At 49.5% G+C, this 24,665-nt stretch carries 24 protein-coding genes; 15 read left to right on the forward strand and 9 right to left on the reverse strand.

The genetic code is table 11. The annotated features are described in order from the left end of the window. Positions 1 to 24: 24 nt before the first annotated feature. The 10 genes from NATSA_RS09060 (at position 25) to NATSA_RS09105 (ending at position 8,955) form a co-directional block, all read left to right on the forward strand. Positions 25 to 489, forward strand: a complete 465-nt coding sequence (locus tag NATSA_RS09060) for a hypothetical protein (protein ID WP_210511862.1) — start codon at positions 25 to 27, stop codon at positions 487 to 489. A 10-nt stretch (positions 490 to 499) separates the two neighbouring features. Further along, positions 500 to 1,357 (forward strand): hypothetical protein, encoded by an 858-nt coding sequence (locus NATSA_RS09065; protein WP_210511864.1) that lies wholly within the window; start codon positions 500 to 502, stop codon positions 1,355 to 1,357. 88 nt (positions 1,358 to 1,445) lie between these two features. Further along, a complete protein-coding gene (gene rsmD / locus NATSA_RS09070; RefSeq protein WP_210511866.1) occupies positions 1,446 to 2,003 on the forward strand; it encodes a 16S rRNA (guanine(966)-N(2))-methyltransferase RsmD in 558 nt (185 codons plus the stop codon). 87 nt (positions 2,004 to 2,090) lie between these two features. Beyond that, on the forward strand, positions 2,091 to 2,582 hold the full coding sequence (coaD, locus tag NATSA_RS09075; RefSeq protein ID WP_210511867.1) for a pantetheine-phosphate adenylyltransferase: 492 nt from the start codon (positions 2,091 to 2,093) through the stop codon (positions 2,580 to 2,582). 133 nt (positions 2,583 to 2,715) lie between these two features. Beyond that, the gene (locus NATSA_RS09080; RefSeq protein WP_210511869.1) at positions 2,716 to 3,918 is read left to right on the forward strand and encodes a pyridoxal phosphate-dependent aminotransferase; all 1,203 of its coding nucleotides are present in this window, start codon (positions 2,716 to 2,718) and stop codon (positions 3,916 to 3,918) included. A 68-nt stretch (positions 3,919 to 3,986) separates the two neighbouring features. After that, complete coding sequence (locus tag NATSA_RS09085) at positions 3,987 to 4,313, forward strand: FmdB family zinc ribbon protein (protein ID WP_210511871.1); 327 nt, start codon at positions 3,987 to 3,989, stop codon at positions 4,311 to 4,313. An 8-nt stretch (positions 4,314 to 4,321) separates the two neighbouring features. After that, the gene (locus NATSA_RS09090; RefSeq protein ID WP_210511873.1) at positions 4,322 to 4,684 is read left to right on the forward strand and encodes a YraN family protein; all 363 of its coding nucleotides are present in this window, start codon (positions 4,322 to 4,324) and stop codon (positions 4,682 to 4,684) included. Between the two features lie 93 nt (positions 4,685 to 4,777). After that, positions 4,778 to 5,080 (forward strand): FtsB family cell division protein, encoded by a 303-nt coding sequence (locus tag NATSA_RS09095; protein WP_210511875.1) that lies wholly within the window; start codon positions 4,778 to 4,780, stop codon positions 5,078 to 5,080. Between the two features lie 133 nt (positions 5,081 to 5,213). After that, positions 5,214 to 6,173, forward strand: a complete 960-nt coding sequence (locus tag NATSA_RS09100; protein ID WP_210511877.1) for an ROK family protein — start codon at positions 5,214 to 5,216, stop codon at positions 6,171 to 6,173. Beyond that, positions 6,097 to 8,955, forward strand: coding sequence for a putative LPS assembly protein LptD (locus tag NATSA_RS09105; protein WP_210511879.1), 2,859 nt, complete (start codon positions 6,097 to 6,099; stop codon positions 8,953 to 8,955). Before NATSA_RS09100 ends, NATSA_RS09105 begins: the two co-directional genes overlap by 77 nt. Before the next feature lie 150 nt (positions 8,956 to 9,105). Here the strand turns inward: NATSA_RS09105 and NATSA_RS09110 are convergent, their stop codons facing one another. The 7 genes from NATSA_RS09110 to NATSA_RS09140 all read right to left on the reverse strand — a co-directional run bounded on the left by NATSA_RS09110 (position 9,106) and on the right by NATSA_RS09140 (position 17,029). Next, complete coding sequence (locus NATSA_RS09110; RefSeq protein WP_210511881.1) at positions 9,106 to 9,756, reverse strand: riboflavin synthase; 651 nt, start codon at positions 9,754 to 9,756, stop codon at positions 9,106 to 9,108. 121 nt (positions 9,757 to 9,877) lie between these two features. Then, the gene (gene ribD / locus NATSA_RS09115) at positions 9,878 to 10,999 is read right to left on the reverse strand and encodes a bifunctional diaminohydroxyphosphoribosylaminopyrimidine deaminase/5-amino-6-(5-phosphoribosylamino)uracil reductase RibD (protein ID WP_210511883.1); all 1,122 of its coding nucleotides are present in this window, start codon (positions 10,997 to 10,999) and stop codon (positions 9,878 to 9,880) included. After that, on the reverse strand, positions 10,996 to 12,249 hold the full coding sequence (gene lhgO, locus NATSA_RS09120; protein ID WP_210511885.1) for an L-2-hydroxyglutarate oxidase: 1,254 nt from the start codon (positions 12,247 to 12,249) through the stop codon (positions 10,996 to 10,998). The genes ribD and lhgO overlap by 4 nt, the downstream gene beginning before the upstream one ends. A gap of 31 nt (positions 12,250 to 12,280) precedes the next feature. Further along, the gene (locus NATSA_RS09125; protein WP_210511887.1) at positions 12,281 to 14,383 is read right to left on the reverse strand and encodes a peptidylprolyl isomerase; all 2,103 of its coding nucleotides are present in this window, start codon (positions 14,381 to 14,383) and stop codon (positions 12,281 to 12,283) included. 167 nt (positions 14,384 to 14,550) lie between these two features. Next, positions 14,551 to 15,483 carry an MlaD family protein gene (locus NATSA_RS09130; protein ID WP_210511889.1) on the reverse strand — a complete coding sequence of 311 codons (933 nt, stop codon included), beginning with the start codon at positions 15,481 to 15,483 and terminating at the stop codon, positions 14,551 to 14,553. 18 nt (positions 15,484 to 15,501) lie between these two features. Then, positions 15,502 to 16,236 carry an ABC transporter ATP-binding protein gene (locus NATSA_RS09135; RefSeq protein WP_210511891.1) on the reverse strand — a complete coding sequence of 245 codons (735 nt, stop codon included), beginning with the start codon at positions 16,234 to 16,236 and terminating at the stop codon, positions 15,502 to 15,504. 55 nt (positions 16,237 to 16,291) lie between these two features. Further along, positions 16,292 to 17,029: an MlaE family ABC transporter permease gene (locus NATSA_RS09140; protein WP_210511893.1), complete on the reverse strand. Its 738-nt coding sequence runs from the start codon at positions 17,027 to 17,029 to the stop codon at positions 16,292 to 16,294. A gap of 122 nt (positions 17,030 to 17,151) precedes the next feature. Between NATSA_RS09140 and porQ the strand changes: the two genes are divergently transcribed. From porQ to NATSA_RS09165, 5 genes are all read left to right on the forward strand, one after another. Next, positions 17,152 to 18,162 carry a type IX secretion system protein PorQ gene (gene porQ / locus NATSA_RS09145; RefSeq protein WP_210511895.1) on the forward strand — a complete coding sequence of 337 codons (1,011 nt, stop codon included), beginning with the start codon at positions 17,152 to 17,154 and terminating at the stop codon, positions 18,160 to 18,162. Positions 18,163 to 18,283: 121 nt separating this feature from the next. Beyond that, positions 18,284 to 19,465: a chorismate synthase gene (gene aroC / locus NATSA_RS09150; RefSeq protein ID WP_246481767.1), complete on the forward strand. Its 1,182-nt coding sequence runs from the start codon at positions 18,284 to 18,286 to the stop codon at positions 19,463 to 19,465. 69 nt (positions 19,466 to 19,534) lie between these two features. Beyond that, a complete protein-coding gene (locus NATSA_RS09155; RefSeq protein WP_210511896.1) occupies positions 19,535 to 19,858 on the forward strand; it encodes a tetratricopeptide repeat protein in 324 nt (107 codons plus the stop codon). A gap of 8 nt (positions 19,859 to 19,866) precedes the next feature. Beyond that, complete coding sequence (locus NATSA_RS09160; protein WP_210511899.1) at positions 19,867 to 21,069, forward strand: LysM peptidoglycan-binding domain-containing protein; 1,203 nt, start codon at positions 19,867 to 19,869, stop codon at positions 21,067 to 21,069. 162 nt (positions 21,070 to 21,231) lie between these two features. Next, complete coding sequence (locus NATSA_RS09165; protein WP_210511901.1) at positions 21,232 to 21,807, forward strand: sigma-70 family RNA polymerase sigma factor; 576 nt, start codon at positions 21,232 to 21,234, stop codon at positions 21,805 to 21,807. Positions 21,808 to 21,818: 11 nt separating this feature from the next. Here the strand turns inward: NATSA_RS09165 and NATSA_RS09170 are convergent, their stop codons facing one another. Beyond that, complete coding sequence (locus NATSA_RS09170) at positions 21,819 to 23,159, reverse strand: sensor histidine kinase (protein ID WP_210511903.1); 1,341 nt, start codon at positions 23,157 to 23,159, stop codon at positions 21,819 to 21,821. A 163-nt stretch (positions 23,160 to 23,322) separates the two neighbouring features. Beyond that, on the reverse strand, positions 23,323 to 24,573 hold the full coding sequence (gene clpX / locus NATSA_RS09175; protein WP_210511904.1) for an ATP-dependent Clp protease ATP-binding subunit ClpX: 1,251 nt from the start codon (positions 24,571 to 24,573) through the stop codon (positions 23,323 to 23,325). Between the last annotated feature and the right edge of the window lie 92 nt (positions 24,574 to 24,665).

The following is a 24,665-nucleotide window of genomic DNA, read 5'->3' on the forward strand; positions in this document are numbered from 1 at the left end:
ATTTTAATTTCAGCACGTAACAACATGGATATAGATACCCGAAACAGGATCATCAGCGGAGTACTGGCCGTCATTATTATTATTTTGGCCTGGGTGCTGTATGACTCAATTACTACTCCTTTCGAAGAAGTCGAACAACGCCGGGAGGTAACCGAACAGGTTCGCCATCGCATGATGACCGTGCGCGATGCACTGGTGGAACATGAACGAAACAAGGATGAATTCCCACAGACGCTCGATGATCTGGTAGAGTGGCTTAAAACAGATGAAGATATGGTTGCGAAAGGAGACTCACTGTTTGAGTTCCGGCCTCCGCATGAATATAATCCGGACTCGCTGATTTACTCTCCCCGTACCGGAAATCGTTTTGAATACGCCCTGAATGACACCATCAGACCAAATATTTATTTGCTCGAAGATCCGGACTCGGATGATGCCATAGGTTCTCTGGATCGAACTACCCTGCGAAACGCCGCAAACTGGAACTAATGTCGCTATCATGTCGGAAACGGATGTGCATCTTGGCCTGAGACTTGATGCAAATAAACTTTATTATGCTGTTTCCCGCCAGGACAACCCCGGCTTTATTGATCATATCGGGCAAATTGATTTCTCTTTTGATATTCCGGCATCAATCCTGAAACGCGACAGTGATACCTTTCCGACTCTTGCAGATGTCATTAATAAGCTTGTCAGGCAGCATAAGGTTACAAATACCAACCTGCTGATGCCTCCTTCTTCCGAGTGCTGGACAATCGTGCCAAAGGCTGTGCAGGAAGAAGAGGATGAACGCTATGACCATCTCAATATCCTGACCCAGGGAATAGGTGTACAGGAGACCGAGCCGGAATGGTTTCCTCTTAGCAACAGGGATTTCAAGCTGCTTGCAATCCGTCAAAAGGAACATCTTACGTCGTTTGCGCTGATGCTCCGCGAGGAGGTTGACGGTCAGCTTCACTCCGATTTCGAAATTGGTCTGAAGTGGCTTGGTTTAGACGGCCACAGAGGCTCTTTTATGTGCGTTTCTGCTTATCAGGGAGTGCTCAGCGTATCCTCATACCTGTTGGGAAAACTGCGCGCGGCAACCTACATCAGATATGACAACCTCGATGACCTGCCCTTTCTGTGGCTGCAGTATGCTTCTCACCTGTCATGGATTCAGGGAATACATGAAAAGGTATTGGTATTCGGAAACCGCTCCGATAAAGTCAGTGACGTTCTGGGAAGTTACTGGGATGAGTCCTCTGAAATCATTGTAATGGACTCTCTTAATAAAATGAATGTTACATCAGATGAAACTACATTCAGCTTTCCGCTGGAAGAGGCTTTTCCGGCAATTGTACTTGCCGCATCCTGAACCGGGCCGGATACTTATCAGGCATCTACAGAAACATCAGTACTGTTAAAAAATTATTTCGCCGGCTATAAGCTGAGCGGTTACACCTATGCGAATTATTACCGGCACCCTTAAGGGAAGAAAATTATCCGTCCCCCGGAATGTCCGGATGCGTCCGACATCCGACCGGACAAAAGAGAGCATTTTTGCCATCATTGATGTCCGAAAGCACATCTCGGATTCCCGGGTTCTCGATCTTTTTGCAGGGTCCGGCAGTCTCGGATTTGAAGCATTGTCCCGCGGGGCCTCCGGAGTGACTTTCATAGAGTCATCCCGAAACGCCGTTGACCACATACGGAAAACTGCTGAAACTTTTGGGGTTGATGACAAGACACAGGCTGTCTGCACTTCCGTAGAGCACTTTCTGAACGGCCCCTCACAGCCTTTTGATCTGGTTTTTGCAGATCCGCCATACGAATTTGAAACCCTGCCCGGCCTCCCGGATATCATTCTTGATGGCGGGTGGCTGACCCATGACGGATGGTTCATCCTTGAACACGACAAGCGCCACTCATTTGCAGATCATCCTAATTGTGCTTTCTCAAAACCGTACGGAAGAACAATTGTAACAATTTTCACACAACAGATACCGGAGGACGAAACCTGATCAGGTTGCTCTGTCCGGGGTGCATGTTTCCGGTTATTTTGTGATGTTACGTGAAGAAAACCTAATCCTGAACCAAATCTCAGCACAGTGAACGTTATTTATCCGGGTTCGTTTGATCCTATCACTTATGGCCATATTGATATTCTTGAACGGGCCACTCATTTGTTTGACAAGGTGATGATTACCATTGCCGTCAATACGCGAAAAAACTCCATATTCACTCCGGATGAACGCACCGGGCTCATAGCCGACAGTATTGCTGAAAAGTCATGGGCCGGTAAAGTAGAAATTCACCAGTTCACCGGACTGCTTGTCGACTTTGCCAGGAAGAATAATGTCCGAACCCTTATACGGGGTGTGCGTCAGTTTTCCGATTACGAATACGAATTCCGCATGGCGCTGATGAACAGAAAGCTGAACAAGGACATAGACACCATTTTCCTGATGCCAAGAGAGGAACTGACGTTTGTATCAGGGTCGCTTGTCCGCGAAATTGCTTACTGGGGTGGTGATTTAAGTCATTTTGTGCCGGGCAATGTCGCTCTGGCACTTAATAAAAAGTACGACGGACAATCGTAGAAATAAATCCCCGTATTTTGTATCTTCACGCTGTGCCGGATGCATACATGATTACGTGTTTTATTCCTGACTGTCCGGCACGCAGCTCATCCGCAAACATTCAATACGGTTGGTACAAAAAAGGTAAATCATTATGATCGCACAACGGGTGCAGGCCATAGCGCCATCGGAAACCATGAAAATATCAGGTCGCGCAAAAGAACTGCAGCGCGAGGGAAAATCGGTTATCTCTTTGAGTCAGGGCGAGCCGGATTTTAAAACCCCGCCGCATATATGCGAAGCGGCCATTCAGGCTATCAAAGACGGCCATCACGGTTACACAGTCAATACGGGAAATATTGAACTGCGTGAAGCAATTTCAGATAAGTTGAAATCAGAAAACGGACTTGATTACACTCCGGATCAGATCATCCTTTCCAATGGTGCCAAACAATCCATCGGATTCTCACTGCTCGCAACCGTGGATCCGGGTAATGAAGTAATTATTCCCGCACCCTACTGGGTATCCTATCCGGAAATGGTCAAACTTGCCGAAGGCAAACCGGTGATTGTACCAACAGCTTTTGAAAATGATTTCAAGATGACGCCGGACCAGCTCCGGAATGCCATCACGGATAAAACGCGCATGCTGATTCTCTGCTCGCCATCGAATCCTACCGGCAGCTGTTACAGTGCTGATGAGCTGAAAGCTCTTGCGGACGTTCTGCGTGAATATCCTGATATACTTGTGCTTTCTGACGAAATTTACGAATACATTGTATTTGACAGCGAGCACGTGGGCATTGCCCAGGTTGCACCGGATCTGAAAGACCGCATTCTGGTCATAAACGGGTTTTCCAAAGGTTTCGCCATGACAGGATGGCGGCTGGGTTATCTCGCCAGCTCCGCCGGCATCGTGAAAGCTGTTGCAAAAATTCAGAGTCAGGAAACATCCGGACCTTCTTCAATTTCACAAAAAGCCGGAGAAGCTGCCTACACCAGCCCGCGTGATTCCGTCAAGGAAATGGTTGCTGCTTTCAGGGAGCGGCGTGACTATCTGGTTGATGCTCTCAACAGCATTGACGGCGTGAAATGTTTTCTCCCGGGCGGAGCGTTTTATGCATTCCCTGATATTTCTTCTTACCTGAATTCCGAAACACCCTCAGGCAACCGTATCACGAACAGCACCGATCTTTGCATGTTTCTTCTGGAAGAGCGCGGACTGGCTGCCGTGCCCGGCGATGCCTTTGGAGAACCCGGCGGCATCCGTCTGTCCTATGCTGCTTCGATGGATCATTTGCATGAAGCCGTCAAACGGCTTCGGGACGGCCTGAAGGCACTTGAAAAGCAGTCGTAAACGTTTTTCGGAATCTCAGCGTTATTTTTTATCGGATAAACACTAATCTTTACCGAAATACTTGAGAAATGCCTACGTATCAGTACAAAAGAGAAGACGGGACTACATTTGAAATCATCCAGAAGATTTCGGATGAAGCACTGAAAACATGCCCGCAGACCGGACAAAAAGTGCGCCGGGTCATAACCGGTGGCGGCGGTGTCGTGTACAAGGGAAGCGGCTGGTATGTTACGGACTACAAGAATAAATCCAACGGCAACGGGTCAGCCGCACAAAAAGCATCCGGCGGTGATTCCAGTGCCAAAACATCCGGCAACGCTGCAGGTGCCGCAGGTGCGAATGGGAGTTCAACAGCATCATCTGATAAAGCTGCTTCTGAAAACGGATCCAAATAAAACCGCAAATGAACAACGTTGAGCTCGGCAAACTGGGAGAAGACCGGGCTGCGGCGCATCTTGAAACCGGTGGCTATATTATTCTTGACCGGAATTACCGGTTTCTGAAAGCCGAGGTGGACATTGTAGCTGCCACCGACAGGGAAATTGTGTTTGTGGAAGTCAAAACCCGGCGATCCCGGACCTTCGGCGAACCCGAAGACAGTGTTGATGATGCCAAAAAAAAGCAGCTTTTCAAGGTTGCTGAAGCGTGGCTGCATGAACGCCGCATGGAAGGATCACCCGTTCGTTTCGATGTCATATCCATAATGAATCCGGGTGAAAAAAAAGAGCAGGTCCGGCATATTGAGGGTGCGTTCTGGTATCTTTAGATTCGTGAAGCCCATATGTGCTTAATACCATAAAATAATTTATTTTATATGGTATTATCACAATTCCCGTAACCTTGTCTTCACTCTTCCCGAATGAACCTCCGATTCCTGAATCCATTGCGCTGGAAACGTCCTTTTCTCTTCGGTATTCTGATACTGATGCTGATTCTCTGGTTCGGATTCTTTGACACATTCAGTGTATGGACACGGATGCAGCTGAATAATGAAAAAAAAGAACTTATCAGGGAAACCGAACAGCTTCAGACCGAAGCAACAGAATTCCGTGAAAAAATGGAAGCACTTGAGTCTGACCCGGACCTTCTCCAAACCCTTGCAAGGGAAGAGTACGGCATGAGAAAACCCGGTGAGATCATTTACCGGGTTCAGGAAAAATAGATGAAGTATATATTGTCACGAGATTCTTCAGCGGTACTTCTTCCTTTCCGGAATATCATCCTTAATCACTTATAAATCATTGCTGTCCGTACATTTTTTCCTGCAATCACAATCTGAAATAATTCTTTTAAACATGTTATCCATAGGTATTGATCTTGGCGGCACCAATATAAAATCTGCTCTAATACACCGTGATGAAGGGATTATAGCCCAGGATTCCGTCCCTACGGATGCCGGCCGCGGACCAGATTACGTTCTTGACCGTATTGCTGAGTCCGTTCAAAATACCCGGAATAAAGCCACGGAAGATCCGGTTGGTATCGGTATCGGATCACCGGGTATCATTTCCCTTGATCGTACCACAGTTTCTAATCCGCCCAACCTGCCGGGGTGGGATGTAGTAAACGTAAACGAAGAACTGAAAAAACGTACCGGACTGGATGCCGTCGTTGAAAACGATGCCAACCTGATGGCCCTGGGCTCTTCCCGTTATGGAGAAGGACAAGATCTTGACAGTCTTATCATGCTGACACTCGGAACCGGTGTCGGTGGCGGGATCATCATCAACCGGGAGCTCTACCGCGGTGCTACCGGAGCAGCAGCCGAACTGGGACACGTCATCATTAATTTTGACGGTCCATCTTCTAACAGCAAAGCAAAGGGTGGTGTCGAGGCCTACATCGGTCAGCGTTTCCTTATCCGCAACGCTTTGCCTCTCATCAAAAAGCACCCTGACAACACTCTGGCCAAAGAGTATCTCGACAAGCCGGAAGCGCTGGAGCCGGTTCACCTCAGCCGGGAAGCAGACCGGGGCAACAACCTTGCAGTTCAGATACTTTCTGAAGCCGGACGAATGCTCGGTTACGCCATCGTGAATTATATACATATACTTGATATACGCAACATCATCGTCAGTGGCGGCGTTGCCAAGGCAGGTGACTGGATCCTTGAACCTGCGCGGGCAGCGGCACGCGAACGGCTCCTGCCGCCATACCTGGAAGGTTTTCAACTGAGTTATGAATCGCTGGGCAATGACGCCGCACTCCTGGGCGCCGGCAGCCTTGCATTTGAGCTTCTCGCAAATCACCGCTAAGGTTTATTTTGTGCTCTCAGCACGTTTTTGCATCATAGTATTTCTGTTCACCGTCACTGGAATCACCCTGGCGGCCGGGATAAGCCATGCCCTTCCGGCACTGCACGATACCACCGTGACTACTCCTCCCGACCGGACTGATGAAGCTGACAGACAAATCGACCCCGATTCACTTCAGGAGCAGCCCGGGATTATTGATGATCCGCCCGCCGCAGAGGATGACCAGGCCGGTGTTGATGACAGGACTATCTCCGGCACCGGGGAAACCGGACAACCCGCTGAAGGTGATGATCCCGTCCACTTCTCCTCCAGCGATTCGCTTATCTTCAGCAACCGTGAAGAACGAACGGCTACGTTGTTCGGAAATGCCCGCGTCGGAAATCAGATGGGTGAACTGACGGCCGGCGAGGTGATACTCAACCTGGACAGGAACCTTATGAGTGCGCAGGCCGGCGAAGCTGCTGACACACTTTCGGAACCTGTACTGCAGCGTGGTGAAGACCGCGTCCGCAGCCAGAAAATCCAGTACAATTACAAAACAGACAAAGGCAAATTCGATGTTGCCAGAGTGTCACTCGATCAGGGAAATGTGACCGGCACCCAGGTAAAGCGCACGTCTCCGGATGTCGTCTTTGTAGATGACGGCATTTACTCTACCTGTGATCTCGACCATCCGCACTTTTATATCCGTGCAGACCGGATGAAGGTTGTTGGCGAAGATGAAATATTTTTTACCCGGGCACGGCTCTTTATTCTTGACATCCCCTATCCCCTGGTCTTTCCTTTCGGATTTGTTCCATCGCGGATCAGCCGTAAACAATCCGGTATTCTGGAACCGGAATTTACCTACCAGGAACAGCAGCAACGCGGAATTGGCCTGCGTAACCTGGGATGGTTTCAGTACTTCAACGACAATCTGACCGGTCAGGTCGACATGGATATCTTCACTTCCGGGACTTACCGTATCAGTACCAGAATGAACTACCGCAGAACCGACCAATACAACGGATCCGTTCAGCTTGAATTTTCCCGTGACCAGGGACTTGAGCCAACGGATCTGGATTTTACCAGAAGTGACCAGCGCAGGCTGGCTATTGACCACAGTCAGACCATAAACCCGTTTTCTTCAATATCAGCCCGGATCAATCTGCGTACTGCAGACTTTTACAACCGAAATTCCTATGATATTGACGACCGGGCGGAGGTCAGCACCAGTTCGCGGGTATCCTACAACTACAGTCATCCTGAAGGCTCTTACTCCTTTAATGTTTCATCAAACGTAAATCAGAATTTTGCGACTGATGCTACAACACTGACCGGACCTGATGCCCGTTTTTCCATGCGCAGAATTACGCCGTTTCAGTCATCCGGCCCCGGCCGCGACGAATCGTGGTACGAATCTTTAAGCATTCAATACAATGCACGGATTCAGTCCCGCTACAATTTCCGTCCCCAGGATACGGATATCGGATTCTTCGAGGCGCTGCTCAGTCCGTCAAAGCACGAAGAGGCTACCGGGGACTTCCGCCATATCAATGCCGGACTCCGTCAGGAGGCTTCTGCCAGTCTGCAGCTGTTCAGCAATGAATTCATCAATATGAATACCAATGTGCAGGCGCGGGAGTACTGGTATCCTGATTCCTATCGCGAGGAATGGGATCCGGAAGAGGCGCGCGTGGTCTCCAGCATGGAGCGCGGTTTTACTGCAGGACGTGATTTTCAGACCAGTGTTTCGGCCAACACAGCGATATACGGGATCAGTCCTACGGGCATCGGCCGGTTCCGCAGCTTTCGTCATACCATAGAACCCTCACTCAGCTTCAGCTACCGGCCCGATTTCAGTGATGACTTCTGGGGATTCTACCGGGAGGTTCAGATAAATGAAGAAGGAGATACACGACAATATTCAAAATTTGAGGGCGGCGTTGTTGGAGGCCCCGGAGCCGGGGAGCAGCGGTCACTCGGTATCAGCATATCCAATCGTCTCGAAGCCAAGGAAGTCCGGCGGGACACCACCGGTGAGCGCAGTGAACGGAATGTGCGTCTGATTGACCGGCTGAACCTAAGCACCAGCTACAATTTTGCCGCCGAGAATTTCAATCTCGCGGATCTTTCTGCGTCAATGACCTCTTCCTTCTTTCCCAATCTCAATCTCAACGCCAACGCCAATTTCAGTTTTTATGATACGGATGACGACGGTAACCGGATTGACCAATATTTATGGGAAGAGTCCGGGCGATTTTTGAGGATGACCCGTTTTACTTTTTCAGCGAGCACCAGTTTCAGCAGCAGCAGAGGCGGGCGAAGGGACGGCCAACGAACCGAATGGCATCACCCCGAGCACTATGATCCCTTCGACCAGGCCCGTTTTCATCCGATCGACCGTGCGATTCACGAGGGGCGGGTACAGCGTATCGATGTCCCATGGTCTTTCAGCGTCAACTTCAATTACCGGTGGCAGGAACTTCCCGGTGGTGATTCGCGTCAAAATGCCACGCTCAATGTAAGAAACATTCAGTTCCGGCTCACTCCGGAGTGGCAGGCAGGAACAAATATCGGGTATGATTTTGTCGAAAAAGAACTGACGCCTTCGAACTTCAGCATTACCAGAAACCTTCACTGCTGGGACCTGTCATTCCAGTGGAATCCGTTCGGCGATACCAAGTACTTCATGTTTCGCCTGACCGTCCGGGATTCTCAGATTCAGGGATTGCTGCAGAAACTGCCGGGGCTGAATAACCTTGAACGGACTTCCGGTCCAATCAACCGGTTCCCCCGCTGACAGCGGTTCTTCTGAAAATTCAGGCTCATCTCCGGAAGAACACTACCATAACGCTGCTGTTGACGATCTCCTCCGCAGACAACCTGGCCTGTCAAACCGACGTTTTCCCATCCGACAGGCATTTTATCGCACGCTCAAATTCCTGCATATTCACTGCTGTGTGAAACCTGAATCACGAAGCAGTTGCTCGGTCACACCTTCCCCGCTGCCTTTTTCTCTGTTTTGCATGTAGCGCAGCACATATTTGCCAAGAATGTCAAACTCGAGATTAACCCGGTCACCCTTTTTCCGGCTTTTCAGCACCGTATGATCCCACGTGTACGGAATGATGGCAATGGTGAAGACCTGCTTTTCTTCCCTTGCAATCGTCAGACTGATCCCGTCGACGGCAATGCTTCCCCGGCCTACCACCAGATCCTTCCACCCGGGATCGTATCCTATGGTAACCAACCAGTTCGTTCCCTCTTTCCGGATATCCTCAATTTTCCCGGTGGTGTCCACGTGGCCCTGCACAATGTGACCGTCTATTCGCTGAGACAGTGATAATGAACGCTCTAAATTCACTTCTGCTCCGGGCTCCAGATCACCCAGTGTCGTTTTACGGAGTGTCTCCTCAACCACCTGGACAGCGACATGATCCGGTTGCTGACGTACCACGGTCTGGCAGACACCGTTCACCGACAGACTGTTGTCAACTTCCAGTGAATCCGCAATTTTGCAGGAAATACCTATTTCTTTCCCTCCGCCGATATCTTTCACCGTAGTTACCTTTCCAAGTTCTTCGATAATTCCGTTAAACATAGCGCATCCGCTTTAGCTGATTATTGTTTGATAAGGTGTTACGCTGCTGGTGCTTTGATGTATGCCGCAATGGTTTCAGTAATAACTTCAGCAGTCATGGTGCTGATTTTTTCGGTCAGGTTCAAAAGTAGCCGGTATAGAGCATGTCATCTCCGAACTTTTCCCACCTGCCTTCACGAAACCCGATAACCTCGCTCATTCGTTCAATTCCCAGTCCCAGAAAACTGCGTGTTCCGCCCCCCAGCATCTTCGGAGCGATAAAAAGCTGGAGCTTGTCCACCAGATTTTCCCTGACCAGAGCCGATGCAAGACTGCTCCCCGCCTCAACAAGAATCGAGTTGATTCCCATGTCTCCGATTTTATTGATGGCCTGTTCCAGATTGCAGTGCCCGTTGATTTCGGAAACAGCGATATTGGCACCTCTGAAGTAGTCCGGTTGCAACATGCTGAGCGCCGGATCGGGCTGATTGTCTGCGAGCGACCGGTTATAGGTCACTCGTATGGTTTTATCCTCATGGATGTCACTGAACAGGTGAAGGTCATCGGGAAGAGTTCCCGGGCCGTCGATGACGATACGTTTCGGCTGCCGGCCGCTGACATGCCGCACGGTTAGCTTCGGGTTGTCGAGAAGCGCGGTATTGCGGCCCACCATCACAGCATCGTACTCGCTGCGCCACTTATGCACCATTTTACGGGCTTTGTCGCCGGATATCCATTTTGAACCACCGTCAGGAGCAGCAACGTACCCGTCCAGCGTCTGGGCCACTTTCAATATCACATACGGCTTGCCAAACCTCGTATTGAAGATAAAGACCTCATTCAGCCGCCGGGCTTCATCCTCAAGCAATCCTGTTTCCACCCTGATGCCTTTGGATTTGAGATGGGCCATTCCGTTGCCGTTTACCTGCGGGTTCGGATCTTTCATGGCTACAACCACCCGCTTCAAAGGATATTTCCCTAGTGTCTCGGCACAGGGTGGTGTTTTCCCGTGATGAGAGCATGGCTCAAGTGTCACATATACCGTTGCATCCAGAAGGTCTGAGGGGTCTCTGACCTTTTCCAGAGCATTGATCTCAGCGTGAGCTTTTCCGTATCGCTCATGGAACCCTTCACCTATCACACGCCCATCTTTTGAGCAGATTACACATCCGACCAGAGGATTGGGTGCAACGTACCCCTTTCCCTTCTCAGCGAGCCGCAAGGCTCTCCTCATTCTTTTACTATCATCGTTGGAAAAACTCATGATGCAGATGATATCATTTTTTTAGCAATCTCTTCACCGATACGAAATGCCGCTGTGGCAGCCGGACTCGGTGCATTAATGACATGCAGTTGTCTGTTCCCGGTTATCATGTGAAAATCATCTATAATCCGGCCGCCGGGATCTATCGCTGTTGCACGAATTCCTGGTGTGGTCATGACCAGATCGTCCTTTTTTAAATCGGGAACCAGCTCCTGCACTGCCCGGGTGAATGCTCTTTTGGAGAAAGATCGTTGCACTTCTTTCAGGCCGGTCTTCCAGTATTTTTGGGCAAGTTTGCGGAATCCGTTGTAGGTGAGCGCATCTTTTAAATCTTTTTTGTTAACATCCCACCGCGAATACCCTTCACGGGAAAGTGAAAAAACGGCATTGGGGCCGCACTCGGCTTCTCCATTGATCATACGTGTGCAATGGACACCAAGAAAGGGGAACCGCTCATCCGGAAGGGGATAAATCAGATTGCGGACAAGGTGCTGTTTCCCGGATTTGATTTTGTAGTATTCGCCCCGGAAAGGTATGATTCTTGCCCCGGGATCCTGTCCCGCCATAAGGGCGATCCGATCGGACTGAAGGCCGGCACAATTAATCAGAAACCGGGCATTCAGATCACTTTCACCACCACCGGGATGATTGACGGAACGCAGTTTCAGGCGAAGCCCGTCATGTTGTACAGCAACATCCGAAACTTCCTTTTCCAGATAAATACTTCCTCCATTCTGTCGAATCAATTCGGCCAGTTTTTGACATATTAGGCTGAAGTCGGTGATGCCTGCAGATCCCACCCTGATGGCAGCTGCTCCGCTGCAACCCGGCTCCAACGAACGCAGCCTGCGCGCATCCAGCAGTTCAATATCTTCAATTTTGTTTTCTTTGCCGCGTTCATACAGCTTATGAAGCTGATCAGTCTGAGACTTGCGGGTGGCAACTATGACCTTGCCGCACATCTCAAAGGGGAGGTTGTGCTTTCTGCAGAAGGCCACCAGCCGGTTCTTTCCGTCACGGCACCAGGAAGCTCTCTTTGAATCCGGACGGTAATAAATGCCTGAATGAATGACACCGGAATTATGTCCGGTCTGATGTGCGGCCGGACCTGCTGCTTTGTCCACTACCGCAACATGGTCACAGAGTTTGTTATCAAGCAGATGCCAGGCTGTGGCCAGGCCCACGATACCGGCTCCTACGATAACTGGGCCATCCACCACAATTTCATTGTTTGAACCGGTCTTGTGCACTCACAATCGGATTATTCTTCCGTGAACGGGATTACATTGGCCCGGCCGGAGCCTGAGGCTGCGCCATCCGCTGTTGCGTTCTGAAATCACGGATGTCCGCATCGTGCTTGATGCGCTCAGTCCACACATCTCCGAAAGCAGTATTTTTTCTCTGCTGCAGCTCTTCGCGAATCTGACGGCGCTCTGCTGTTGTCATATCACCCGGATCGGCCATTCTTCTACTGTCAACAGTTAGCACAAAAACGGCATTGTTGCCGGCTATAGCCGATGACAGCTGCCCTTCAGGCACTGAAAATGCAGCTCCGACCACTTTTGGTTCACGACCGGCTCCCGGCACCGTTGCCGAGCTAAGGCGCACCCGCTCAGCTTCCTGAATCGTTTTATCCTGCTGTGCGGCCAGTTCGTCCAGACTCATGCCCTCCTGCAGCATTTCATTTACTCTTTGGGTCAGAATTTCTTTGCGCTTCTGATCCCGTACAAGTGATTCAACCTGTGACCGTACTTCGTCAAGCGGACGCGTACCTTCCGGAATAACTTCATCAACGCGGAAAATCAGAAATCTGTCTTCGGTTTCGATCACATCAGAGATATCACCCCGTCTCATGGTTGCCAGTTCATTAAGGATCATCCGGCTTTGGCCCAGTCCGGAAATAAATGGATTGCCTTCCGTTGCCACGGCTTCATTCACTTCATAGCCGCTTCTTTCGGCTTCCTCCCTGAACCCGTCAGCTTCAGCGAAGTACTGAAAGTCTTCGGCGTCATTGGCAAGCATTTGTACTGTTTCAAACGGGTCTGCCTCGATATCCTGACTCAGATCCGCAAAACGGATATCCCTGTTGGTCCGGTCGACAACCATGTAAATAAAAATGCCGTCCTCATCCTCCATCGGATCAAGCAACGTTCCGGGCGAGGCATTGAAAATTGCGTTTGCACGTGCTTCCGGCTTGTCATCTCTGGTGATGTAGCCCATGTCACCGCCGTGCTCGGCTGAGCCGCTGTGAGTTGAGTAGTTTTCGGCAAGTCTGCTGAAGGATTCACCATCCCTGATCCGGTCTGTCAGGTCTGATGCAAGCTGCCGCCCCTCATCGTCAGCTGACAACCTGATTTGCCTGACTCTGGTATATGTCTGATCTGCGGGGCGCTCTTCAAGGAGCCTGAGCATGTGTGCGCGGTTTCTGTAAATAAACGGCTCGGAAACCTCGTCAATATCCAGTTCGAATGCCCGGAGGTGTTCACGTCTCACTTCAGAAGGCCTGAGAAAACTGTCATAGTAATCGGTTTCAGAATAATTCTGGGAAAGAAAGCTCTCGACATCCTCGGCTTCTCTGAAGGCATCCCTCATTTCTTCCATTGCCTGAAGTGTCCTGGCAGTATCCTCGGCAGTGGGGGAAATATCAAAACTTACATAGGAAAATTGCCAGGATTTGCTGCGCTGGAACCGGTGTTCATTATTCCGGTAAAACGATCGTATTTCGGAATCGCTGACTTCAATTTCATCTCTGCTGACATCGGAAAATGGAAACCGGACATATCTGAAGTCGGCCCGGCTGTTCTGCCCCTTGTAGTGCTGCTGAATTTCAAAATCACTTACTCTCAATGATGCTTCCAGATACTGATTCAGTTTTTGCTGGCGGCGCTGTTCGCGCAGCTGCTGTTCGATCATAATCCAGATTTCACGATTTTCAGGAGCTTCGATGGCATTTTGAAGTGCGGCCCGGTCAAGTGTTCCGTCTTCACGGGTGAACTGCTGACGGATGAACGGGTCCGGATTGTCACCGGTCACCATTTCAATGAGTTCGGAATCCGTTACGGCTATGCCCATATCGTGCATTTTCTGCTTGAGGATTTTGTCGACAACCAATTCATCCCAGGCCATTTCTTCATACTGTGCCCGGACCTCGCTGTCAGGGCTGGCTCCCGTCCGCTCTCTGTGCTGCTCTGTGTACAGATTTACCCTCTGATTGAATTCTGCCCATGAAATGGGCTCTTTGTTGACTTCACCCATATTTTGCGGGCCTGCCATCATGGCATCAAATACCTGCGTATCTGCAAGAACCCAAAGCAGTCCGAATGACAAGATGAGGATCCAGATGATGTATTTGGTTCCTCCTCTCAGTTTTTGCATCAAACCCATAACTTACCTCTGAAACGTGAAATTGAAAGATGATTTCGGCAGAATAATCTGACCATATAATAGCTTGAAAATATACGGGAATTACCGCGATTTACAAAGTCATTAGGTATAACGTCTGCATTTGTTGTTTCTTGTGATTTTACCCCGGAATACGGGATTAAGCCCCGTTAAAATATGTCAATTAACCTCATGTGTTTCAGGAAGTGATGAGGATCTTCCTCCATTTTCCTGGAGATGTTTTTGAGATTTATGGCCAGACTGTCAAGATTCTCATACAGTGACGGGTCCTGTATCAGCCTGCCGACCGTCCCGTCCCCGCTGTTAATATTCTGCATCATGGTGTTAAGTTCGGTGCTGACCCCTCCCAGTTCTTCCGAAATCAAGCCCAGCTCCTTGCTTGTTGTTTCCAGGTTGATGAGAATTTCATCCAGCTGGGTTTGCCGCCCATGACTCAGCGTATCGAGATTGGCCATGAACTTGCGCAGACTGACAATGGACTGGTCCAGATCTTCGCTTCTGCGTTCCAGCAGCGTGTTGACCTGCTGTGAAGAGCTGTTAAGTGCCACCAGTGCCTGATTGATATTTTCACGGCCACCGTCTTTCAGAAGCTGATCCACTTCTTCCAGTACTTCGGCAAGACTTTCGGTCGACCGCGTCACTCCCGGGCGAATTTCATCAGCAAAATGTTCCAGTTCTTCAATTCCGGTCCTCTCATACACCCCTTCAATATATCCGCCGTCTTCAACCATTTCGGTTTCGCGGGAAAACTGAATCCGGATGCGTTTTCCGCCGATCAAATCGGATGATTCGATAAAAGCTTTGGATCCCACAGGCACACCTTCGGTATAGGACAGGTTCATAACCACCAGAACACTGTCGGGACCTTCGAGTCTTACCCGGTTTACCGATCCGATTTTAACACCCGACATATATACGGAACTTCCTGCACTGATTCCGTCCACACGTTCAAATGACGTATTCAACTGCAGGCTGGGTCTGAATATGGGGATATCCTGCATCAGACGGAATCCGATGATGGCTATCAGCATCGCGATGACGATCGTCAGACCAATTTTTATCTCGTTATGAATCTTTTTCAATGTATGCTCCGGTAACTTTTAAATAGAATATTCGCTTGCCTTAATAAACTGGTTGAGGGACTTGTGGCTGCTGTTCCGCAACTCATCCAGCGTGCCGTACCAGCTCAGTTTCTGCTCATCCAGAAATGCCACCTTGTCAGCTACCCGCAGCACGCTGTGCATATCATGGCTGATAACAATGGATGTAATGTCGAGGGATTCGGCCATATTGATGATTAGATCATTTATTTCATCGGATGTCTGGGGGTCAAGTCCGGAAGTGGGTTCATCATACAGAAGATAATCGGGTTTGAGGACAATTGCGCGTGCAAGTCCAACCCGCTTCCTCATTCCTCCGGACAGCTCAGCGGGGGATTTGTTTCCGATTTTGCTCAGGTGAACCATTTCAAGTGATTCCAATACACGTTTTTCTATCTCATTGTCATCCAGATCTGTAAAGAAGCGAAGCGGAAACGCCACATTTTCAAATGCTGAAATCGAATCGAACAACGCCGCACCCTGGAACAGAACGCCGAAACGCTGACGCAGTTTTCTGAGCCGGGCATATCTCATGTGAAAAACATTGACACCGTCGATCAACACAGCGCCGGAATCCGGGTAAAGCAGCACATTCAGATGCTTCATGAGCACGGACTTACCGGAACCGGACTTTCCAATGATCGCCAGCGTCTCTCCGTCTTCTATGGTAAGGCTCACATCCTCCCAGATCAGATTGTTTCCGAAGCTTTTGGTTAGATTTTTAATTTCTATCATGGTAACAGATCAAACGTAAACTTATGGCGCGTAGCGTGTATAAAAGCTGTAAGTATTACAATAGCACAAAGGCGAGCACAAAATCGGCTATAAGTATGTAAATACAGCTCAAAACTGCGGCCTGGGTTGTTGCCTTCCCTACTCCTTCTGCACCTCCAGTGGCAAAATAGCCTTTAAAGCAGGAAATCGAGGTAATTATATATCCGAATACAAAAGATTTTATGATCCCGAAGCTGACATCCGCGGGTGAAAAGACCTGCCTTGCCCCGGTCATAAAATCGGCCACCGGCACTGTTCCTGTCATAATGCCTGCCAGCAGACCTCCTGTCATTCCGGCCACTGATGCCGCCACGTAAATCACCGGAAACATGAACACCCCGGCAAGCACCCTCGGCATGACCAGAAATGTCACAGAATTAAAACCCATGGACTCCAGGGCATCGATCTGCTCGCTTACGGCCATGGTGCCGAGTTCGGTTGCAATCCGTGCACCCACGCGTCCGGCAAGTACCAGAGCACTTATCACCGCCGCCAGTTCGATCAGGAGAGACTGGGAGACGATGGACCCGATTGTAGCCGGCGGTATGAATCCGGCCACGAGCTGATAGGAAGTCTGTATCGTCATTACCGCACCGGTAAAAAATCCTGCCAGCATGATAATCGGAAGCGAATCATAGCCGGTTTTGATCATCTCGGAAATCAGGTTCTTCCAGTACATGCCGAATTCCGTCGACGACCTGATAGCCTCGTAGATCAATCTGCAATAGCGCCCTACATCAACAAATAATTGCATGAAACAGCCGTTTACTTGATTATATCTTAAAGAGTAAATATAACGCCCGCCACAGAATTTTCTATAAAAGTTCTGCGCTTTCTCATATTTTCCTGTAACCTTCAGAAAAACATCCTGACACATTGAAACCCTACCTTCCGGATTTGAAGCACAAGGCCTGCACTATCCTCCTGATACTGTTCCTGTTGACCGGACTCAGCCCCGGGTCTTACGGCCAGAGCAGCAACGAAACGGTGTTCGGTTTTCTGAATGTTCCCGGCTCTGCCCGCACAGCTGCTCTCGGAGGCGAACATGTTTCTCTTAACAGTGGAGGAACAGCGATGTTTACAACCAACCCGGCGTATGTCAGTGGTGTCAATCACAAAGAGTTCAGTGCTTCCTATCTGAATCATCTCGCTGATATTTACATGGCCAATGCCCACTTTTCCTGGCATATCAATGAAATCGGCACTTTTTCAACCGGAATCCGGCTCCTGAACTACGGAAACATTACACGGGTTGACAGTGACGGTATTGAGGACGGTTCTTTTGGCTCATACGACTTTTCCTGGAGTGCTGCCTTTTCCCGCACCATTTTTGGCAATCTGCAAGGCGGCGCCGGCACGCGCATCATTACCAGCAGCTATGACACCTATCAGTCCACCGCCATAGCACTTTTTGGCGGGCTCTATTACACCTTTAATGATGATCTCACACATCTGGGAGTTTCATTCCGCAACCTCGGCTCCCAGCTTACACTGTTTGATGAAACCAGGGAAAAGCTTCCGTTTGATCTCTCTGCAGGCGTTACTCACCGCCTGATGCACCTGCCGCTGCGTTTTAACCTGACCCTCCATTCACTGAACCGGTGGGACCTGCCCGTCTTCGACGATGAAGAGGACCCGGGCATTTCCGAGAACCTGCTGCGAAGGATGCGTTTTGGAACCGAAATCCTGTTTTCCGATAATTTTCATCTGCGCCTCGGCTATGACCACCTGAAAAATCAGGAACTGAAGGGTGACCGGCGTATTGACTTGTCCGGCAGCGGCATCGGTCTGGGAATTGAAATCCGGGATATCTCCATTGACCTCAGCCGAACTTCTTTCAGTGAGACCGGCGGACTGTTTCAGCTCAGCCTTGCCACACAGTTCTGACATTCCTGATACTCCGTACAACAGGCAAACACAGTTCTCAGGGTTTTTCCCTATATTTACAGCCTGTTAAAAAGCACTTTTCGCACTGCTTTACTGCCATCACCCTGATAAGTACTTGCCAATGATTCGATATTTAACTGCCGGAGAATCCCACGGACCTGAGCTGACCGGAATCATCGACGGGCTCCCTGCCGGTCTTCCGCTTTCTGAAGATGCCATATCCAGACAACTTTTCAGAAGACAACAGGGTTATGGCCGGGGCGGGAGAATGGCTTTCGAGCAAGACAAGGCTCAGATCGTTTCGGGGGTCCGCTTCGGAAAAACCATGGGTCACCCCGTCGCACTGAAAATGATCAACAGAGCTTATCACAAGGACAAAGACAACTGGCCCGTGGTTATGTCCTCAGTTCCCGTCAAAGACCAGATTGAAAAAATCACTTTGCCCAGGCCGGGACATGCCGATCTCGTCGGAGTGCAGAAGTTTCGTTTTGATGATATCCGCCCGGTAATAGAGCGTTCCAGTGCAAGGGAAACCGCTATGAGAGTTGCCTGCTGTGCCGCTGCCCGTGAGCTGCTCGGCTTTTTTGGCATACAGATCGGCGGTCATATCATACAAATCGGGGAGAGCGGATATGCCTCCTGGGAAGCCGTCAGGGATACAGCAGATCCGGTCATTTCCGAAGGTGGCAATGCGCTCTCCGAAACAGCCGACAAATCGGAGGTTCGTTGTATTGATTCCGGAATATCTGAGCAAATGGTCGCTGAAATCAAAAAACGCCGGAAAGATGGAAGTTCCCTTGGTGGTATTTACGAGATTGTCGTTACGGGCCTTCCTGCCGGAATCGGAACGTACACGCAATGGGACCGCAAACTTGAGGGGCTTCTTTCGCAGGCTGTCATGAGCACCCAGGCAATGAAAGGTGTGGAAGTCGGAATCGGATTTGAAGCCGGTAAGCGCCACGGCCGCAACGTACATGATGAAATTACCTGGGAAGATGACCAATACGGCCGCAGGACCAATCGTGCCGGAGGACTCGAGGGCGGCATTACCACGGGTCAGCCGCTGATTATCCGCGGTGTCATGAAACCCATCCCCACCATGCTCAAACCATTGCAGACCGTGGATATTGTTTCGAAAGAGTCTCGTGAAACACGTTATGAGCGTTCGGATGTCTGTGCCCTGCCGCGGGCGCTGGTCGTTGTAGAAAATGTTATTGCCCCGGTACTTGCCAACGCTTTCCTGGAAAAATACGGCGGTGACTCCGTCGGGGAAATATCTGAAAGGTACCCGGCCCGCAACTGAAAAGTATTCAATTGCATTATCAGAAATGAGTCCGGACTATCGTTAGTTTGATAATTAAATCGTTGCGAAATGAATCAATCCAGAATGCAAAAGCTGGTGGGTTTTCTGAAGGAAAATCCGCAGGACAGTTTTTCCAGGTTTGCCCTGGCGCTTGAACAGCTCAAAGCCGGAGATGTAAACAAGGCGAGGGAGCATTTTGAGTTCATCCAACTCAACGACCCGGGATATGTCGGTGTTTATTACCACCTGGGCAAATTGTATCAGAACACCGGGAACCCTGAAAAAGCGATTAAAACATTTACCAACGGCATTTCAGTGGCCCGCAATGCTCAAAACCACCATGCGGCAAGTGAACTGGAACAGGCACTTCAGGAAATTGAAACCGAAGAGTAATCAAAACCATGCGTTTAAGACTGATCTTCTTTTTAATACTGGTACTGGCAGCGGGATATACTTTTGCACAAAGCACGCACCATACCGTTCGGGCCGGTGAAACACTCTTCAGCATATCCCGCCAGTACGATGTCTCTGTACAGCAGCTCAGGGAGTGGAATGATCTATCCGACAACGTTATCCGGGTCGGACAACGCCTTGTTGTCAGCACTGTTGACGACGAGGATCCGGCAGACACGCCGGCTGAAGATCGTGCGGCCAGCGAAGATGACGAAGAAGTTTCCAGTCACACGGTCAGAGCCGGGGAAACGCTTTTCCGGATTTCCCGGATGTATGATGTTTCGGTGGATGATCTGAAAAAATGGAATAATCTGGACTCCAACACAATCTCCATCGGACAGGAGCTTGTTATACGCGCTGACGAACGCATGGATGAGCCCGATGAAACACCGGATGACGAAGCACTTGCATCAGATGATGAAGGCGCTGCGGAAACAGAAGATGATGAAGAAGCTGAAGAGACCCCGGCATATTATGAAGTGCGTCCGGGTGACACTATGTATGCCATTGCAACACGCCACAACCTGTCGGTTGATGAACTCAGGGAGATGAACAACCTGGATGATACGACCCTTCATGTGGGCCAGGAGTTGCGTATTCGCCGCGGACCTGCACCACCGCCTTCTGTTACGGCTGAATGGGATATGGAAAGCACTCCCCAGGGCAAGTTTGTCACTTATACCTTCTCCGAAGAGGATACCCTTGACCAGTTGCTTCAATATCATAACATGGACCAGAGTGAGTTCAGGGCTCTCAATCCCGGGCTTTCCCCTTCTGATATCCGCACCGGTGACGACATAACGCTCCTTCTTTCAGCAACTTCCCGGCAGAAAAACCCGTACCGTAAAGATATTTCCGGTGAGGAATCTGCAGAAATGAGAGTCACACGATATCCGGAAGAGAGACGCGGACAGACAACTACCAGCGGAGATCTTTATAACCCCAGCGCACTGACAGCCGCACATCCCAGCCTTTCCCTTGGTTCCGTCGTCTTCGTGAAAAACCCTGAAACCGGCCGCGGTGTGTTTGTCCACATCAACGACCGGACACCTGAAAACCGGCTGCTGCTTTCTGACGCTGCTTTTCAGGCACTGGGCTACCATGACTCAACCCAATTGACAGCAAGAATTCATCAGGCTGATGATAATTAATTTAATTTATTCAGCATGATTTATTAACTTAAGCGATAAGGTTGTATGAGTATCAGTACTTTGCAACCATTTTGGCTTTTACCGGAATTGTGTTAATCATTGCAGTGTTTTTCTTCAACAAAGCATTTTCAGCCAACAAACTAATCAATTGTTTAATACCCGATGGCGCATTTGACAAGGGAGGAGTTTCAGAAACAGCAGGACTTTAATGATGAAATTCTTCCGCACCTTGATGCTATTTACAATTTTGCCCTGAAATTGACGGCCAACAATGACGACGCCGAAGATTTGGTGCAGGATACCATTGTCAAGGCCTATCGTTTTTTCAACAGTTATGAAAAAGGCACCAATGCCAAGGGCTGGCTGTTCCGGATACTGAAAAATTCCTACATCAATAATTACAGAAAAGCTTCCAAACAGCCGGGCAAAGTTGATTACGACGAAATTGAGCCGTTTTACGAAAGTATACGAAGCGAACAGTCCAACACCACCGACCTTGAAAGTCAGATGTACGGTGACATGATGGATGATGATGTCACTTCCGCCCTGAATCGCCTGCCGGAGGATTTTCGCACCGTTGTTCTGCTCTGCGACATTGAAGGATTTACCTATGAAGAAATAGCAAACATGCTTGATGTGCCCATCGGCACCATTCGTTCAAGATTGCACAGAGGAAGAAATCTGCTCAAAGCGGAACTGACCGAATACGCTTCAAGACGCGGTTACAGCGGCGAATAATCCCATCTGATCTATGCCGCTTTCTTTCTCCGCCCGGCAGCCAGCTTTCCATTTTCTCCCAGAGGAAGTACCAGCCGGAACGTCGTGCCTTCCCCGGGCACCGACTTGTAAACATAGATTCTGCCCTTGTGATAGTCCTCAATAATCCGGCGTGTCAGACTGAGCCCAAGTCCCCAGCCACGCTTCTTCGTACTGTAACCCGGATTAAAAATCTCACTTCTCAGCTTTTTCTCAATTCCCTTGCCCGTATCCGTAACATCAATAATGTAGCTGTTGTTATATTCACGGGCTTCTATGTGCACACTGTCGTCGTTGTTTCCATTTCTGGAATCAATGGCATCCAGTGCATTTTTCAAAAGGTTTTCAATCGCCCAGGCGAATAATTCCTTGTTGACCGGTATCCTTCTCTCGGAATTCAGTTCCATCGAAAGTGTGACATGTTTACCGATCTGGGGCATTCTTCGCTCAAGATAGTCCATAACTTGCCTGATTATCGGGCCGGCTTTTGCCGGTTTCAGCTCAGGCTCAGAACCAATTTTGTTGAACCGCTCGGCAACCGTCTGCATGCGATGCAGGTCATTGGAAATTTCATGGGCGATGTTCAGCGTTTCCTGGTCATTGTTTTGCTGCTTGAGCAGCTCAATCCAGCCGTACAGACTGGACAGCGGCGTGCCCAGCTGATGGGCTGCCTCGCGGGCCATTCCTACCCACAAGTTGGACTGTTCTGTTCTCTTGATACTGCTCAGACTCATGTATCCCATGCCCAGAAACAGAGCAAGCAGACCGAACTGCACATACGGAAAATAGTGCAGCGTCCGGATGATCGCGCTGTCGCCATAATAGATAAACTGCTCCTGTTTCATGTCTCCTGACCCAAGCTCAATGCGTATCGGGTCATTCAGGGAAGCAAATTCAGCGATAATACCCTCCTCAAGCTCACGGTTGCCGGTGTTCCGGGAATGCAGAATTTCCTGATCTTCATCGACCACGACTGACGGAATTTCAAAACGGTTTTTGATAATCAGCTCCGATGCAACAAAGTCCAGTGAGGAGTTGGACAGGTCTGATTCAGCGCGTTCAAGTGTCCGGATCCAGCGGCTTCGAGTCATGGTATCAATACCATCCATGGCCGAGAGCTCCATCATTATAGATTTGAGGTCATTGCGGGTATCTTCATAGTGTGGTTTGCTGTGATACTCCATCGCCCTTGCCCAAAGCTCCACTCCGGAGCGCTCTTTATCACGGATCTTTTCGATGAGATACTGAGTGTATACAAACGAACCGATTGCTGTGATCACAAGGAAGAAGACAAGTACCCCCTTGATCCTGTTTGATGTGCTTTTGAAAAACATGGTTTTCAGGTGTTCGTAAATGTTTTAAATAACAGCCAAACTTCTGTGAACGGCACCCCGGCTTGTTTCCGGTGTATCGCCGTCTGTATGCCGTAAAACGATAACGAGCGGGCCTGAAAAACTATTTTCACACCTTAAGCAGGATCAGGTCATTTGTCCGGCTTTAAGCGGAGGCCTTGTGTTTTTTATATACCGGAGGTGCGTGAGATGCAATCGTGTCTTTTGTAATGATGCATCGCTCCACATTTTTCATGGTCGGGAGTGTGAACATGATGTCCAGCATGGCCCGCTCCATGATCGACCGGAGCCCCCGCGCACCCGTTTTCCGCTTCATTGCCTGACGCACAACCTCCTGAAGCGCCTCCTCCTCAAACTCCAGATCGACTCCTTCCATCCGGAAGAGCTTTTTGTATTGCTTTACTATGGCATTTTTTGGCTTGAGCAGGATATTGATCATCGCCTCTTCCGACAACTCGCTCAGGCCGGAAATAATCGGCATTCTTCCGATAAGTTCAGGGATGAGTCCGTATTTCTGAAGATCCTCCGGTTCAACATGGGTAAAGATTTCAGGATCGTCTTTGTCAAATTTGTCCTGATGATCTGCAGTGAATCCCATGTTGGATGATGAGAGTCTTCTCGATATGATCTCGTTAAGCCCTTCGAATGCACCACCGCAGATGAAAAGAACATTGCGGGTGTCTACGGTGATGAAACTTTGCTCCGGGTGTTTTCTGCCTCCTTTGGGCGGCACATTGGCTGTGGTGCCTTCGAGCAGCTTCAGAAGGGCCTGCTGCACACCCTCTCCGGAAACATCCCGGGTAATTGACGGATTGTCTCCCTTGCGGGCCACCTTGTCAACCTCATCAATATAGACAATGCCTTTTTGTGCTCGTTCTACATCATAATCTGCCGCCTGAAGCAAATTGGACAGAATGCTTTCAACATCTTCACCGACATAACCGGCTTCCGTAAGCGCTGTGGCATCAGCAATGCAGAAAGGCACGTCAATAATACCCGCCAGTGTCCGGGCCAGAAGTGTTTTACCCGAACCCGTCGGACCCAGAAGCACGATGTTGCTCTTTTCTATCACAGAGTCGTCGTCATCATCCAGCACCTGGGAGCTTATACGCTTGTAGTGATTGTAGACAGCGACAGAAAGTGTTTTTTTTGCATCCTCCTGGTCAATCACATAGTCATCCAGATAGGCTTTGATCTCGATGGGTTTCAGGTCATTGCGAAAATCGGTTTCCTTTTTTTGCTCTTTGCTGTCCGAAAGGTCACTTTCCACAATGCCGGAGGCATCGGCGATGCACTGGTCACAGATATAAACACTGGGTCCGGCAACCATGCTGTTGACCTCGTGGCTTGATCTGCCACAGAAAGAACAACGAATTTTTTTATTCTTGTCACTCATTTCGCAATGCTTGTTTTAACGTTCAACATGTAATAATAGCAGTACAACAGATCAATATGTTCCGGAAATCATCCATCTGCCGGAACCATGTG

Source organism: Natronogracilivirga saccharolytica (genome assembly GCF_017921895.1).
Classification (GTDB): Bacteria; Bacteroidota; Rhodothermia; order Balneolales; family Natronogracilivirgulaceae; genus Natronogracilivirga; species Natronogracilivirga saccharolytica.